This window comes from Aeromonas salmonicida subsp. salmonicida (assembly GCF_001643305.1).
GTDB classification, from domain to species: domain Bacteria; phylum Pseudomonadota; class Gammaproteobacteria; order Enterobacterales; family Aeromonadaceae; genus Aeromonas; species Aeromonas salmonicida.
In genome coordinates, this window is sequence record NZ_LSGW01000072.1 from 1 (window position 1) to 15505 (window position 15505).

Consider the following 15505-nt stretch of genomic DNA (forward strand, 5'->3'; position numbering starts at 1 on the left):
CACGCGCAATAATCAATGCAGAGGGATGGCCAACCTGCTGGCTCGAGTGAAATACTTCATGGATACCGTGTCTCCTTTCCCAGGGAATGTCTATGGCACAGCGAAGGTGTAGCACTAGTAGGATCAGTTATTTAGAGCCAAGTCCGTCTAATTCAAGCGACAAACCCTATACCCAGTGGTAGATTAGTTAAATCAAATTAAATAGATAGCATTCATCGGGTTTTCCTATGCAACGTTGGCCCAGCCTGAAACAGCTGCAATATCTGGTCGCTCTCGACGAGCACAAGAACTTCAATCGCGCCGCCAAGGCCTGTCATGTCAGCCAGTCCACCCTGAGTACCGGGATCCAGACGCTGGAAGACATGATGAACCTGCAACTGGTGGAGCGGGACCACAAGAGCTTCATTATGACCCCGGTCGGCATGGAAATCGTCGAGCGAGCTCGCAATTTGCTCTCGGATGCGCGAGATCTGATGGAGCTGGGGCAACATCAGGGCGGCGTCATGCACGGCACAGTCCGGCTCGGCTGCATCCCCACCATAGCCCCCTTCCTGCTCAGCAAGCTGCTGCAGGAGTGCGGCAAGGCTTATCCTGAACTGGAATTGTTGCTGCGTGAAGACACCACCACCAACCTGCTCAAGCAACTGGAGCAGGGTCAGCTCGACTTGCTGATCCTGGCGTTGCCGGTGGAGATCGGCGGCTTCCACTGCAAGATGGTTGGCCAGGATCCCTTCCACATGGTGATGCCCGCCAGCATGGCGGCCGGTCTGCATACGCCGTTCGACTACAAGGAGCTGCCCAACCAGAGCATCTTCCTGCTGGAACGGGAGCACTGCCTCACCGAACATGCGGTCAGCGCCTGTCGGCTGCGGGACAAGAGCAAGATAAACCCCTTTGCCGCCACCAGCCTGCACACCCTGGTACAGATGGTCGGTGCCGGGCTTGGCACCACCTTCCTGCCCCAGATGGCAATAGATTCCGGCATTCTCGACAACACCGACCTGGTGGCCATTCCCCTGCCGGGTGAAAAGCCGTATCGCGAGATAGGCCTGGTGTGGCGCCCCAGCACCACCCGGGTACAGACCTTCTACAAGCTGGCCGAGCTGCTCACTCCGCTCATAGAGCCCAAGACCTGAGTCACATTTTGACCCACAAAAACGCCGGCAGCTTGCCGGCGTTTTCATTGGTTCAGACACATCGGCAGATCAGTTGCCGGCCGGTGGCCCGAAGATGCGGGTATAGGAGGTCAGGGTCCGTACGCTCACATCCGCCGGATTGCCGTTCTCGTCATAGAGCGCCAGCTCACCGGTCTGCTTGTTGTGGCCGAGCAGCTGATGAGCACTCAGGTTGCTCAGCGCATCGCTGTCCGCCTTCCACTCCCAGCGCTGGCCCAGACTCAGACTGCAGCTCTGCAACTGGCCGAGGTTGTTGCCATCGAGGCAGCGACGGGTATCCAGCGCACTGACATAACGGCCGTACTGGTCATAGATAAAGGACTGGGCTGCCGAAGTCTCGTCACAGGTCACGGCACTCAGGCCATGCTCGGCGCCGGCGCTCAGGCAACGGTTGTCAAAGCCCCCCAGCTGCAGGTTGACCGGGCGTCCGCCGGTAAATACCGGATGGTTCCAATCCACCTTGAAGCTGGTTGAGGCGGTCACCCGTCTGCGCTTGTCGACATCCTCGAACCCCTGGAAGGAGACATGCCCTCCCACCACGTAATAGTGCTTGTAGATACCGGTGTAGATGGGGCGGATGTTGACCGAAGAGTCGATCTTGAACTCGGTACTGCCCGTCTCGTCGGGCGCCGCCTTGTAGATGACATCCAGATTCGGCACGAAGCCCTTGTAACTCAGCGGCTGGATGCGGTTGTGATCCACATCGTACCCCATGCCCCAGACGGTGGCGGTCTTGGAGGAGAGCAGTGACTCCGCCGTCGCGTATTGATCCCGCACCCAACTGAAACTCACCTTCTGGGCACTCGGCGCCGAGCGTTCGACCCGATAATCCTGAGTGTTGTAGGCAAGCTGACGCTGCTGGCTGAACTTGGCTGACGCCTCCAGCTTGGCCTTGGGCCCATCCTTGTTCACTTCAACCCCGCCGGTCACCCCCACCTCGAAACCCGAGATCTCGCGATGCTCATACTTGCTGTTGAGGTTGGTCGGCAGACTCTTGAGCACAGCCGCCTTGGTATTGGAAGCGTCGATGGTGAAGCGATAATCCTGGGCGATGGCATCGGTGGCATAGTCCCGCGCCCAGCCATCGAGCAGCAGATAATCTGCGATGTTCTCGCTCCAGGTGAGGTCCTCATTGAGCTGAATACCGGCACCTGCCGACTCGTCATCCAGCGAGATCCGCACTATCTTGGCATCCGGCGTAGCTGACCCCGTGTTGCCAAATTGCAGGGAGCGCTCCAGATTCACCCGATAGACCAGCGAGATGTTTGGCGAGTCACAAAAGAGGCGAGCCCCCCGATCCCAGGTGCGTGAGCGCAGGAAGGTACACTCGCCATCGCTGATCTTGCGATTGACGTTGAGATAAAAAGCCACGTGAGGCAGGCCCGCTTCCGCCGTCGCGGTTTGCGTCAGGGAGCGCTTGTGGCGTTTGCCCTGCCCTGCCAAGGTGTCGATTCGCTCCATCACCTGATAGAAGGCAGGATCATCCGCGCCCCCCAGCGGGGTAAACAGCAGCTCCCCCTTGTAGGCGGAGACCAGCACCCAGTCGGCATCAAACGAGATGCCTGCCAGCTGCTCCATGGCTTTTCTGGCCTGTTGCCGTTCGGCCTTGTCAGTGATGCCGCTGAAATCGATGAAGATACGCTCCCCCTGCCCCAGCACACGCTCGCGCAACTGGTCACGGGTCAACGCCTTGGCGGCCTGTTGTTCATCCAGCCAGCTGCTGGCGTTGAGGTAGACCAGTCCCTGCTCCGATTGCAGGCTGGCCAGCATGGCGGTGCCCTGATCGGTGCGTTCACCTATGTCTTCGGCATGAACGCTGCCAGCCAGCAAGGCCAGCGCGAGCAGACTGAGGGCGGGAATATGAGTGACTAATTTGCGTGGTTTATTGTTTTTCATTGTTATCTCCTGATCGAATCCCGCCAGACTATTTCCCCATGCAGTGAAATAGCATAACCCTGTTATCAATGGTTATATGGAGGCGTTATTCTCTTTGCCAGCCAAGCTATATCTTCCATTTTTCTCGCTGTGAATTAACAACGGATTGATGGGTGATATTTCATATGGCAGCGCAAGGACCGCAATGCAGTCCAGGGTGGACGACTCGGCGTTCGCCGATGCTATTACACGGTTGTCGCGCTCTGGTGCGCGCCCCATTTATGATGCGGGTGACATCTGTCATGAATCTCGCCATCACGGATATGACATACTGGCCTGACTCATATGTCTATCGTGTCTGCCTTGCCTGTAACCCTGATTGCACGGGCGACAGGGTGCGAGGAAACACTGACTGCTATGGGCTTGCGATCATGATGCTGCCCTCCTCTTTGCTGGTGGAATTATTCCTCTGGCGCCATAATTAATCAATGCCAGCCAGGGGTTAATATTATTTACAGCCTGTTACAAAATAATTCCCTATATATCCAGCTTGACACTGTCATTTCTTCATTCAGGTAATCCGCATGACTATATATATTACGCAGGAACATCATAACGAATTAACCTGAAATCAGAACGTGACACAGATCACGCAGTGACGTCAACAAGGATAATAATATACTTATTTAAATCGTATTAGAATAAACGCGTTAATATTGAAATGCTCATTCAAGTAAGCCAGATGATATTATTCAATTAGTGGTACTTGATGGTATAAATGAAATCCATACGACCCCCTTTATACTCGACATGCCTTGTTAAAATGGGTTTTATCACGGCCAAGGCTATGTTCGAGCCCCAAACCCCGTTTATGATGAGCGAGTCGTCGAGTCGAAGGAGCCCCCATGCATTGCAAGTTACTGCTGGCCCTGTTGCTGGCCGCCTGTTCCAGCACGCCCGAACCGCCGCCACCTCGTCAAAGCAGTGCCTTCGACAGCTTTTATCAGCAGTGGCGTGGTGTGCCCTATCGCATGGGCGGATCCAGCCGGGCGGGCCTCGACTGCTCCGCCTTCACCCAGCTTGCCTACAGCCAGGTACTGGGCTTCAACCTGCCCAGAACCACAGAATCCCAGGCCAGTCTCGGCACGCCGGTCGATCGCTACCGGCTGCAACACGGGGATCTGGTCTTCTTCAAGACCGGCTGGCAGCAATACCATGTCGGTGTCTATACCGGTGCCGGAGAGTTTATCCACGCCTCCACCAGCAAGGGCGTGATCCGCTCGCGCCTCGACAATGTCTACTGGAACAGTCGCTACTGGCAGGCTCGCCGCCTGACGCAGTGAGCCCCGCTCGCCATGAGAAATGAGAAAGGCCCGTGACGGGCCTTTCTCATTGTTTGTCTGTTTGCAGACTCAGTGCTTGCGATGCCAGCGCGGCGAGGTGGCTTTCTCACCCCAGGGGGTCACGCATGGCAAGAGTGCCCCCTCGATCACCACATCGCTGCTGGCCAGCGCCTCGGCAATCTTCTGGTGCAGCACCCGCAACAGACGCCCCTCCTGCTCGGCCAGGGAGTGGCCCGCGGCAAAGAACTCGCGCTGATGTTGCAGTGCCAGCTTCTGGGCAAACTCATAGGTATTGAAGCAATCAGGCATCCGCTCGACCACATCATCAAGCCGGGCCAACAAGCTGTTCAGTTCCCTGGTCATATCGCTCACTCCTTGTAGGTTGATAATCAAAAACTACCCCTTATTGGATAAACCACCAACCCTCAAACCCTGAAAGTGTGGTGGGTCGCACAGTTAACAGGTGAGTCATCCGCGACCCTGTGCCAAGCCAGATGAGATAACTTTACAGCCGGTTAACAAGCCGCTAGATTTAGACCGACCAATCAGTCGGTCAATTAACACGCGGGGTAGGCCATGGACCTGGTTCAGTTGCAAGAGAGCACCACAGACAAGTTGTCGCTACCAAACAAGCTGGCCAGGCTCAGACAAGCCTGTCAGGCCAATCCCATGCCTGGCCTGAGTGAACGTAGAGCCCATCTGAATCAGCTCAAGCGCGCCCTGCTCGACCACAAGCAGCAACTGTGCGACGCCCTGGCCCGGGATTATGGCCAGCGCAGCGACTACGACAGCCTGATCGCCGATATCCTGCCCTGTGTCATGCAGATCAACTACACCCAGAAGCGGATCAAACGCTGGATGCGCCCGCACCGCCGCCACACCGGGCTGCTGCTGGCCCCGGCCAGGGTCGAGGTGTTCTATCAACCCCTTGGCGTAGTCGGCATCATAGTGCCTTGGAACTTCCCCGTGATGCTGAGCCTGGGACCTCTCATCAGCGCCATCGCCGCCGGCAACCGGGCCATGCTCAAGCTATCCGAATTCACCCCTCACACCAATGCCGTGCTGCGCGAGTTGCTGGACGGCGTGTTCGACGAAGAGGAGGTGACGGTCGTCGAGGGGGATGCGCAAGTGGCCGCCGCGTTCAGCGCCCTCCCCTTCGATCACCTGCTGTTCACCGGCTCGACCGCGGTGGGCAAGCTGGTGATGGCCGCGGCCGCCCCCCAGCTCACCCCGCTCACCCTGGAGCTTGGCGGCAAGAGTCCCTGCCTCATCGCCCCCGACATGCCCATCGCACTCGCAGTAGAACGGATGATCTTCGGCAAGAGCCTCAACGCCGGCCAGATCTGCGTGGCCCCCGACTATGTGTTGCTGCCACGGGGCCAGGAGCAGGCCTTCATCGAGGCCTATCGCAACCACTTTGCTCGCATTTATCCCAAGGGACTGGCCAGCAAGGATTACGGCTCCATCATCAATGGGCGCCAATATGAGCGGATCACCGGCTGGCTGGCCGAGGCCGAACAGGCGGGTGCCCAGGTGCACCCTTGCGGCAGCCCGGCCCGGGACGACATAGCCCACCGGCTGGTGCCTCACCTCCTGACCGAGGTACCCAACCACTGTCAGGTGATGCAACAGGAGATCTTCGGCCCCCTGCTGCCGCTGGTGCCCTACGACAGCATCGACGAGGCGCTCGCCTACATAGGTGCCCGCCCTCGCCCACTCGCCTTCTATCTGATGAGCCTGGATCCGGCCCTGCAAGCCAGGGTGACCCGGGAGACCCACTCCGGCGGCATGGCCATCAACGAGAGTCTGTTCCAGGTGGCGGCCGATGATGTGCCCTTTGGCGGCATAGGTGCCTCCGGCATGGGCCACTACCACGGCCATGAAGGCTTTCTCACCTTCTCCAAGGCCAAAACCGTGCTCAGCCGTGGCAAATTCAGTACCGGCTCCCTGGTTCATCCCCCTTATCGGCGCTGGCACCAGCGGCTGATGATGGCACTGTTTTTACGCTAACCGCCCGTGACGAGGCCTGTATGAGCAAACCCATGACCGACAAACGCCGCCAGATCCTGGATGCCGCCCTTGCCCTGTGTGCAGAGGATGGGCTGCAAGGCGCCGCCACCGCCCGCATCGCCAAGGCAGCAGGGGTGGCTAATGGCACCCTGTTTCACCACTTCCCCAGCAAGGAGGTGCTGATCCAGTGCCTCTATCAGGACATCAAACTGCGCCTCGGCGCCGCCATCACGGAGGCGGACGCCGCCCTGCCCCTGTGCGAGCAGGCCCGTCATTACTGGCAGCAAGCCATGCAGTGGATGCAGGCCCATCCCAACGAGCTCAAGTTCGTGCTGGGCTTCTTCCACTCTCCCCTGCTTGCGCGCTCCCTGCGCAGCCAGATCCTGAGCGAAACCTTGCGTTTTCTGCCGCAACTGCTGACCCAGGGCCAGGCCAGCGGGGTGCTGATGCAAGCCCCGCCGGCCCTGATGCTGGAGGTATGCCAGAGCCAGTTTCTGGCGTGTGCCTCCCTGTTTGTCGATCAACCTGAACTGGGGCAGGATGCCCACTGGCAAGCCAGTGCCTTCGCCCTCTTCTGGTCTGCCATCTCGGGAGTGAATCCTCATGCAAAACCGGACGCTTGAATCCCTGGCGGCCCTTGGCCGCCGTCTCTGGATAGCCACCCTGCTCTGGGTCATAGGGCGCACCCTGTGCCGCGCCGCCCGGGTCGATGAGGCGGTGCGGCATGAACTCGCCCCCCTGCCCGACGGCCTCACCATACGGCTGGAGGTAGCGGGCCTCACCCAGGCGCTGATCATCCATAAAGCAGCTGGTCGCTGGCAGTGTGGCGTACCGACACATCCCAGCAGCGATCTGCACCCGCTGCGGGTGCGCTTCAAACATCCGGGTATCGCCTTTCGCGCCCTCAGCTTTCGGCTCGGTGTCAATCAGGCGTTCAGTGAAAACCGCCTGCTGGTGGAAGGGGATCTCACCGTCGCCATGCACCTGGTACGGGCACTGGAGCAGTTGCAGGCCCTGATCCTGCCCGCCTTCATAGCGCGGCCGCTGCTGCGCCACTATCCGAACCCGCGCAACAAGCTGACGCGTGCCTGCCACATCTACCTGGGTCTGCTGACCGGCTGAATAAAAGGATGAACAACATGAGTCGCTATTACGATTTCTTCTGTCCGGTCAAACTGATAGCGGGCGAGCAGGCGCTGGAACAGCTGGCTGGCGAATTGGCGGGTCTGGGGGCACGCCGTCCGCTGCTGCTCACTGACAAGGGGGTCAGCGGCACAGGGCTCGCCACCCTGCTGGCCAATGTGCTGGCCGAGGGGGAGCTGCCGGTCGCCGACATCTGGGACGAGATCCCGGCCGACTCCTCCACCGCCGTGGTGGAGCGGATCGCGGCCCGCTATCGGGAGCTCGAATGCGACAGCCTGGTGGCGCTGGGCGGCGGCTCCGTCATCGACACCGCCAAGGCGGTCAACATCCTCGCCTCCATGGGCGGGGATCGGCTGCTGGATTACGCCGGAGCAGGCTGTCTGACCCGGCCCCTGCAGCCACTGGCGGTGGTGCCCACCACGGCAGGTACGGGATCCGAGGTGACGCTGGTGGCGGTGATCAAGGATGAGGCGAGCGGGCGCAAAGTGCCCTTCACCTCCCCCTTCCTGCTGCCCCAGCTGGCGGTGCTGGATCCGCGCCTCACTCAGGGCTTGCCCCTCAACATCACGGCCGCCACCGCCATGGATGCCATGACCCACGCCATCGAGGCCTTCATCGGCAATGCCAAGAATCCGGTCAGCGACGCCCTGGCCCTGATGGCGATAGAGAAAATTGCCAACGCCTTGCCCAAGGTGCTGCAAAGCCCGCAAGACAAGCAGCTGCGGCTGCAACTGGCGGAAGGATCCACCCTGGCGGGGATGGCGTTTTCCAACTCCATGGTGGGGTTGGTGCATGCCCTCGGCCACAGCCTGGGGGCCCGCTGTCACCTGCCCCACGGTCTGTGCATGAACCTCTTCCTGCCGACCGTGCTCGACTACAACCGCCCGGGCATAGACCCTGAGCTGGCCCGCCTGCTGCTGCCCCTGGTCGGTGCCGAGCGCTTTGCGGCAACCCCGGCCACAGAACAGGCACAAGCAAGCATTCAGGCACTGTGCGCCCTGCGCGATAGCCTGTGGCAGGCGGTGAAGCTGCCGCGCACCTTGCGTGAAGCGGGCGTCACCGACAAGGGGTTGCTGCCCGAGATCCGGGATCTCGCCATCAATGACGGCGCCCTGCTCTATAACCGCAAGGATGCCGACCGGGCTCAACTGCTCGACCTGCTGGAACGGGCGTGGGAGTAATCTGGCTGGAGGCCCCGCATCGCGGGGCCCTCAGTTACCAGCGGATGGTGGCACCGGCGCCGTAGTTGCCGCTCTCTTCAGGCGTTTTTTCGCGCCAGATGGACTCCTTGTTGCGGCGGATGGCCTCTTCCCGCTCCTGGTTGCGCTCCCAGACGGGTTTCATCTCATCCTGCGGCCGCTCATGTTTCTGCCCCTTGTGATCGATGACGGAGCAGTGCTTTTCGCCGCACTGGTAGGCGTAGGGTTCGACGGCGCAGCCTGTCAGGGCCAGACTCAGGCCAATAAGAGAAATGCTCAGAGAGGAAGGCAAGATCATGTGACGCTCCTGTTTGCATCGGTGACGAGAGGGCGCCGAGTGTCAAACAGGAGAGAGAGGGATTCAACCTTGCGAACAGGATGGATTGTTACAAGTTGTACATGAAGAAAATTATCAGCAAGGTACTGATTAATAACATCTTGGTGTCAGGAAGCACCGAGCGCCACGCTAGGTGGCCACCTGCTCTGGCGGCGTGAAGACCCCGGTGGAGAGATAGCGGTCCCCCCGATCACAGATGATGGCCACCACCACCCCCTGCTTGATCTCTGCCGCCACCCGCAGGGCTCCGGCCACGGCACCACCGGAGCTGACTCCGCAGCAGATCCCCTCCTCCCGCGCCAGTCGGCGCATCATGACCAGCGCCTCCTCTTGCGTCACATCCAGCACCCGATCGACTCGTTGTGGCTCGAAGATGGCGGGCAGATAGGCTGCAGGCCAACGGCGAATGCCCGGGATCTGGCTCCCCTCTGCCGGTTGCAGGCCTATCACCTGCACCGCCGGGTTCTGCTCCTTCAGATAACGGGAGACCCCCATTATGGTGCCAGTGGTGCCCATGGCGGAGACGAAGTGAGTGACTGCCCCCTCGCTCTGGCGCCAAATTTCGGGGCCGGTTGACTGATAGTGGGCATCCGGGTTGGCCGGGTTGTTGAACTGAACGAGCACCAGCCCCTCGCCGCGGGCCTCCATGGCCAGCGCCAGATCCCGCGCCTCTTCCATGCCGTTTTCCACCAGCACCAGCTCGGCGCCATAGGCCTGCATGGCATCTCGCCGCTCCTGGCTCATGGTACGCGGCATGATGAGCCGCATCCGGTAACCTCGCGCCGCCGCCACCATGGCAAGGGCGATGCCTGTGTTGCCGGAGGTGGCCTCAATCAGCCTGGCTCCCGCGCGCAACTTGCCACTCGCTTCCGCCGCCCTGATTAGGTTCAGCGCCGGCCTGTCCTTGACCGAACCAGCAGGGTTGTTGCCCTCCAGCTTCACCAGCAGGGTGACGTCGGGCCAGGGATTGATGCGGCGCAGGGCCAGCAAGGGGGTATTGCCAATCAGATCTTCCAGCGTGGCGAAGGCCATAATGGGATCCATCCTCTGTTAACTGTTCTATACCTTGGCTAGCGGGTATGCACCCGATGGGGTTCGCAGTGTAAGCGAGCCCGCACAGTTGGCAAAGGGTTGCCAACATGGTCAGATAGCCCCATCCCCCGTATCGAGGAGCAAGCATGAGCGAGATCATTCATCAGGCCAACCAGCAACAATTCATCTGTGTGGTGGATGGCAAGGAGTCCAGGCTGCGTTACCGCCGGCTCGATGCCAAGACCATAGATGCCTACAGCACCTTCGTCCCGCCAGAGCTCAGGATACAGGGCATCGCCGATCAGCTGGCGCGCACCTTCTACGACTGGACCCAGGCCGAGGGGCTCACCATAGTGCCCAGCTGCAGCTACATAGACGTCTGGCTGCGCCGCAATGCAGGTTGAGGCGCTGGCCCCGTTGGCACTAGACGACGCTGACTTGAAAGCGCAGACAGAGCGCCTGCTGCGGGCCGATCGCCAGCGGATGGCCTGTTTGCAGGCCGCCGCCGAGCTGGCCCTGCCCGACTGGGCGCTGGGGGCCGGTTTTATCCGCAACCTGATCTGGGATCACCTGCACGGCAAAGCCGTACCTACCCCACTCAACGATATCGATCTCATCTACCTCGCCCCCCTTGACCCGCAAGGGTTGGCAGAGTCTGAACATGAGCAGTGGCTGACGGCCCGCCTGCCCGGCCAGCGCTGGGAAGTGCGCAATCAGGCCCGCATGCACCAGCGCCAGCGGGTTTCCCCCTTTGCCAGCAGTCTGGAAGCCCTCAGCCACTGGGTGGAGGTACCTACCTGCATCGGGGTCAGGCTGCTGCCAGACGAGGAGTTCGAGTGGCTGGCCCCCTACGGTTTTGCCCACAACTGGTCCCTGCAGGTGAGTGCCAATCCGCGCTGTCGTCAGGAGAGCCAGGTGTTTGTGCAGCGCATCCAGGAAAAACGTTGGCTGAGCATCTGGCCTGACCTTGTAGTGAACTGGCCATAACCGCATTGCAATGTTTCGGCAACCTTGGGCACACTAGGGAAAAGCTGTTTGTAACTCAATGGGTTAAATAATGCGCGACTTCTTCTCTCTCGAACGCTGGCTACCGGGCCTCGCCGGCGTGGGGCCCCTGGTTGGCCTCTACTCCTGCATACTGCCCATGCTGGTCTATGCCCTGTTTGGCACCTCCCGCCAGCTCATCGTCGGCCCGGATGCCGCCACCTGCGCAGTGATCGCCGCCGTGGTGACCCCGCTAGCCGCCGGTGATGCTACCCGCCACTGGCAACTGGTGATGACCATGACCGCCATGACGGGTTTCTGGTGCCTCATCGCCAGCCGCTTCAAGCTGGGGGTGCTGGCGGACTTTCTCTCCCGTCCCATACTGATGGGGCTGCTCAACGGGGTGGCCATCACCATCATGGTGGGGCAGCTCTCCAAGATCTTCGGATTTACCTTCGATGAGCGTTACCTCATAGAGCGGATCGCCAGCGGGGCCTACTACATCACTCAAACCCATCTGCCGACCCTGGCCATGAGCCTGACCGCCTTGCTCACCCTGCTGCTGGCCAAACGTTACAAGCCTGCCTGGCCCTCCTCCATGGTGGCCATGGTGGTGACGGGGGCGCTGGTATGGGGTTTCAGCCTTGGGGATCACGAAATCGCCACCCTCGGTCTGGTGGGTTCGGGCCTGCCCGCGTTTCAGCTCCCCCAGTTTCCTCCCGGCCTGATGCGCGAACTGGTGCTGCCCGCCTTGAACCTTGCCATGGTGAGCTTCGTCTCCATGATGCTCACCGCCCGCAGCTTCGCCGCCAAAAACGGCTACGAAATAGATGCGGACAAGGAGTTTCGGGCCCTTGGCATGGCCAATCTGGCGGCCGCCGCCTCCCAGGGCTTTGCCATCAGTGGCGCCGATTCTCGCACCGCGGTCAACGATGCCAACGGCGGCAAGAGCCAGCTGGTCTCCATCATAGCCGCCGCCGTGATCGCCATCATCACCTTCTACCTGACGGCGCCGCTGCAATACATACCCACGGCCGCCCTCGGCGTTGTGCTGGTGATGGCGGCGCTGTCGCTCACCGACTTTCGCAGCCTGTGGGCCCTGCGCCATTCCGACAGATCCGCCTTCTGGCTCGCGCTCATCACCTTCATCAGCGTGCTGGCCATGGGGGTGATCCCGGGGATCACCCTCGCCGTCTTGCTGGGTCTGTTCCAGTTCCTGCGCAACGTGATGCGCCCCACCGATCAACTGCTCGGCATGGATGACGAGGGGGTAGTACGCACCCTGGGGGACAACGAACAGGCCAAGGCCATTCCCGGCATCCTGGTCTATCGCTTCAACTCGCCGCTCACCTACTTCAACGCCCCCTACTTCAAACGGCGGGTATTGGCGCTGCTGGTACAGGATCCCCACAATCCCAAGTGCCTGGTGGTGGATGCGGTGGCCTGTTTCACCCATCAGGACATCAGCGTGATGAGCATGGTGGGGGAGCTGCACAGGGATCTGAAACGGCGCGGCATTCACATGGTGATGGCGGGTCGCCACGGCCAGATGAGCCAGTGGCTCAAGCAGGCGGGGATCCGGGTGGGCGACGAGGGTGTCATCCTCTGCCCCGACATGTATCAGGCGCTGCGCATGACCCGCTGCTACCGCGAGCCTGTGTTCAAGGATGACGCCGTGGTGGAGAGCACCACTGACGCCATCCTCTCCCACTGGCCCCAGGATGATGCCCTGCCGGACTCGGCGCGGCTCACCCTGCCCTCCGAGCAGGAGGCGGGCGCCACCCTAGCCTGATCGGTTGCCAGACCATGCCCAGGGCTGGTCTGGCACACTCTCCTCCCAAGGCAAGATTGCACCCCGCAGGCTCTTGGTGTTAAATGCCCGTCCAGATGGCGCTGACGAGGGCCATCCCCAGTATTTGGACATCCCATGCAAACTCAACCCCACGCGGGCCCGGGCACACTTTTCTCCCTGACCTGGCCGCTGTTTATCGATCTCGCCCTGCACTTTCTGACCGGGGCCCTCAACACCTTCATGGTGGGCCACGTCTCCTATCAGGGCGTCGCCGCACTGGCGGTCGGCAACCAGGTGTTCGATCTGGCCATCACCTTGTTCAGCTTCGTCAGCATAGGCACCAGCGTGGTGATCACCCAGTATCTGGGGGCTGGCGATCGGGAAAAAGCCCGCATCGTCATCCACACCGCCATCGGCTTCAACCTGCTGGTGGGGCTGGTGGCCGCGGTCGGCGTGCTCGCCGGTGCCGGCACCATGCTCTCCCTGATGAACCTGCCCGCCCACCTGATGGGCGATGCCACCCTTTATTTGCAGATCATCGGTCTGTGCCTGTTGCCGGAGGCGGCAGCCCTCTGTCTGGCCGCCACCCTGCGCGCCCACGGTCATACCCGTCAGGCCATGTACGTGACCCTGACCGTCAACCTCATCACCTTCGTCGGCAACCTGCTGCTGCTCTACGGCGGGTTCGGCCTGCCCCAGCTTGGGGTGGCCGGAGTCGCCATCAGCACTGTGGCGGGTCGCATCGTTGGTGTAGTGCTGCTGGTGTGGCTGGTGACGCGCAAGACAGGCATCCGCTTGCGTCTGCCCGAGATTGTCCGTCCCAGCAAGGTCATGCTGGACAAGGTGCTGCACATAGGCCTGCCGGCGGCGGGGGAGAACCTATCCTGGATGCTGCAGTTCATGGTGGTCACCGCCTTCGTCGGCCTGCTCGGCGACAAGGCGCTGGCAACCCAGTCCTACTTCTTCCAGATCTGCCTGTTCATTCTGCTGTTCGGCCTCTCCATCGGCCTTGGCAACGAGATCATCATCGGCCATCTGGCGGGAGCGCGCCGCTTCGAGCAGGCCTATAACCAGCTGATGAAGAGCCTCAAGTTGGGCCTCATCGTCACTACCCTGATCGCCATCGCCGCCGCCCTGAACGGCCGCGCCATCATCAGCCTGTTCACCGACGATCCGGACATCATCACCCAGGTGGCACAGCTGTTTCTCATCAGCCTCATCCTCGAACCCGGCCGCACCTTCAATCTGGTGGTGATCAACGCCCTGCGTGCCACCGGGGATGCCCGTTTCCCGCTCTACATGGCGCTCGTCTCCATGTGGGGGATTGCCGTTCCGCTCGCCTATTTCCTTGGTATCATGCAGGGTTATGGACTGGTCGGCATCTGGTTGGCGCTCGCCTGCGATGAGTGGGTGCGCGGTCTGGCCATGTTCTGGCGCTGGCGCAGTCGTCGCTGGCAAAACAAAATTCTTGTTGAAACATAAGCGGAATCACAATGAAGAAAATCGGACTCTTGTTGGCTGCCATCCTGCTCAGCCCGCTGGCCATGGCGCAAACCGCGCCCGCGGCTCCCAAGGCGCAGGCCTCCAAAATCTGGTATGTGGCGCCCATCGCCATCGACGAGACGAGCGAAGCCCAGAAAGCATTGACCAAAGATTTTATGGCCCAGATGATCAAGACCATCAAGATCAACGAATACCAGACCGGCAAAGCACTCGGCAAGACCAAGGATCCCAAGTGGCTGATCCGCACCAAGTTGATGCCTGCCAGCACGGAGCCGCTGGTCGGCAAGAAGCACCCGCAGGGTCTCACCTACGGCAAGGGCATCCCCACCCAGGAAATCGTCGGCGAGCTCATCATGAACGGCACGCTCGTTGCGCATGTCGGGCAGGGCTGGCGTGAGCCCATAGTGCCGGGCACCCCGGTGGCCGAGAAGATCACCATAGCCAACTACCAGTACGCCATCGGCAACGAAGCCAAGGCGCCGGATCTGGAAGAGCTGGCAGCGCAGATAGGCTTCGAAGTGGGCAAGGTCATCGCCCGCGATGGCAAGCCGCTGCCCGAGAAGAAAAAGAAAAAAGAGTAAACGCCATACCCGTTACGAAAAGGGGCCTTGCGCCCCTTTTTGCTACCCTCTTGCCAACCCGCCGCCGTCATCAAACCGTCACAACTGTGATCGAGATTCCAGTTTGAAGCTCAAAACCTTACTTACAAATGACTTATCAGCTTGTGATTCAATGAGTTAAAAATCATCTTCCCCATGCAGCAAATCATTGGTCCCGAATTCGATCGGGATCACATTTATCTCTGGGGGGAAGGGGTACTTTTGTTTTGAAGGCACAATCAAACGAAACCAAGGAGGCTTCATTACATGTTCCCAGAGTACAGAGATCTCATCTCGAAACTGAAGAGCAGTGATGTCCATTTCCAGAAGAAGTTTGACTTGCACAACGACCTGGATGCGGAGATTAGAAAGTTGGAAAAGCATCATGCCAGCGACTACAGCTCCGAGGTGAAGGATCTGAAAAAACAGAAACTCAAACTGAAAGAGGAGATATACGACATCCTCAAACAACATCCACATTAGACGCCTCGACGAATACCAGGATAAGCAACT

General features: G+C 60.3%; 16 protein-coding genes and 1 pseudogene. 13 read left to right on the forward strand and 4 right to left on the reverse strand.

All coding sequences use genetic code 11. From position 1 onward, the window contains the following. Positions 1-112: pseudogene (locus AXW79_RS22955) on the forward strand (IS630 family transposase); the annotation flags it as partial. Positions 113-227: 115 nt separating this feature from the next. Further along, complete coding sequence (locus AXW79_RS13810) at positions 228-1136, forward strand: hydrogen peroxide-inducible genes activator (protein ID WP_005313062.1); 909 nt, start codon at positions 228-230, stop codon at positions 1134-1136. Positions 1137-1205: 69 nt separating this feature from the next. Here the strand turns inward: AXW79_RS13810 and ahh1 are convergent, their stop codons facing one another. Next, a complete protein-coding gene (ahh1, locus tag AXW79_RS13815) occupies positions 1206-3071 on the reverse strand; it encodes a hemolysin Ahh1 (protein WP_005313060.1) in 1866 nt (621 codons plus the stop codon). Between the two features lie 884 nt (positions 3072-3955). On the opposite strand from ahh1, the gene AXW79_RS13820 reads away from it, so the two are divergent. Then, a complete protein-coding gene (locus AXW79_RS13820) occupies positions 3956-4393 on the forward strand; it encodes a C40 family peptidase (protein WP_005313057.1) in 438 nt (145 codons plus the stop codon). Positions 4394-4462: 69 nt separating this feature from the next. Here AXW79_RS13820 and AXW79_RS13825 read toward each other — a convergent pair whose 3' ends face one another. Continuing rightward, positions 4463-4756, reverse strand: a complete 294-nt coding sequence (locus AXW79_RS13825; RefSeq protein ID WP_005313055.1) for a hypothetical protein — start codon at positions 4754-4756, stop codon at positions 4463-4465. Between the two features lie 213 nt (positions 4757-4969). Between AXW79_RS13825 and AXW79_RS13830 the strand changes: the two genes are divergently transcribed. From AXW79_RS13830 to AXW79_RS13845, 4 genes are read left to right on the forward strand one after another with little or no spacing between them, the layout of a single operon-like run. After that, complete coding sequence (locus tag AXW79_RS13830; RefSeq protein ID WP_005313052.1) at positions 4970-6403, forward strand: coniferyl aldehyde dehydrogenase; 1434 nt, start codon at positions 4970-4972, stop codon at positions 6401-6403. A 20-nt stretch (positions 6404-6423) separates the two neighbouring features. Further along, positions 6424-7026 (forward strand): TetR/AcrR family transcriptional regulator, encoded by a 603-nt coding sequence (locus AXW79_RS13835; protein ID WP_005313049.1) that lies wholly within the window; start codon positions 6424-6426, stop codon positions 7024-7026. After that, entirely contained in the window at positions 7007-7525 is a 519-nt protein-coding gene (locus AXW79_RS13840) for an SCP2 sterol-binding domain-containing protein (protein WP_005313047.1), read from the forward strand. Before AXW79_RS13835 ends, AXW79_RS13840 begins: the two co-directional genes overlap by 20 nt. Before the next feature lie 17 nt (positions 7526-7542). Beyond that, on the forward strand, positions 7543-8727 hold the full coding sequence (locus AXW79_RS13845) for an iron-containing alcohol dehydrogenase (protein ID WP_005313044.1): 1185 nt from the start codon (positions 7543-7545) through the stop codon (positions 8725-8727). Between the two features lie 34 nt (positions 8728-8761). Here AXW79_RS13845 and AXW79_RS13850 read toward each other — a convergent pair whose 3' ends face one another. Together AXW79_RS13850 and cysM are read right to left on the reverse strand one after the other, a co-directional pair. Next, the gene (locus tag AXW79_RS13850) at positions 8762-9043 is read right to left on the reverse strand and encodes a hypothetical protein (RefSeq protein ID WP_005313042.1); all 282 of its coding nucleotides are present in this window, start codon (positions 9041-9043) and stop codon (positions 8762-8764) included. 168 nt (positions 9044-9211) lie between these two features. Next, positions 9212-10126 (reverse strand): cysteine synthase CysM, encoded by a 915-nt coding sequence (cysM, locus tag AXW79_RS13855; protein ID WP_011898927.1) that lies wholly within the window; start codon positions 10124-10126, stop codon positions 9212-9214. A gap of 134 nt (positions 10127-10260) precedes the next feature. Here cysM and AXW79_RS13860 point away from each other — a divergent pair, with 134 nt between their 5' ends. The 6 genes from AXW79_RS13860 (at position 10261) to AXW79_RS22305 (ending at position 15475) form a co-directional block, all read left to right on the forward strand. After that, complete coding sequence (locus AXW79_RS13860; protein ID WP_005313036.1) at positions 10261-10518, forward strand: GNAT family N-acetyltransferase; 258 nt, start codon at positions 10261-10263, stop codon at positions 10516-10518. Beyond that, positions 10508-11101, forward strand: a complete 594-nt coding sequence (locus AXW79_RS13865; RefSeq protein ID WP_005313033.1) for a nucleotidyltransferase family protein — start codon at positions 10508-10510, stop codon at positions 11099-11101. The genes AXW79_RS13860 and AXW79_RS13865 overlap by 11 nt, the downstream gene beginning before the upstream one ends. A 70-nt stretch (positions 11102-11171) precedes the next feature. Continuing rightward, a complete protein-coding gene (locus AXW79_RS13870) occupies positions 11172-12890 on the forward strand; it encodes a SulP family inorganic anion transporter (RefSeq protein ID WP_005313031.1) in 1719 nt (572 codons plus the stop codon). Between the two features lie 135 nt (positions 12891-13025). Next, positions 13026-14372 carry an MATE family efflux transporter gene (locus tag AXW79_RS13875; protein WP_005313025.1) on the forward strand — a complete coding sequence of 449 codons (1347 nt, stop codon included), beginning with the start codon at positions 13026-13028 and terminating at the stop codon, positions 14370-14372. 11 nt (positions 14373-14383) lie between these two features. Continuing rightward, the gene (locus AXW79_RS13880) at positions 14384-14974 is read left to right on the forward strand and encodes a hypothetical protein (protein WP_005313022.1); all 591 of its coding nucleotides are present in this window, start codon (positions 14384-14386) and stop codon (positions 14972-14974) included. Between the two features lie 285 nt (positions 14975-15259). After that, complete coding sequence (locus tag AXW79_RS22305) at positions 15260-15475, forward strand: YdcH family protein (protein ID WP_005313020.1); 216 nt, start codon at positions 15260-15262, stop codon at positions 15473-15475. The last annotated feature ends 30 nt before the right edge of the window (positions 15476-15505 follow it).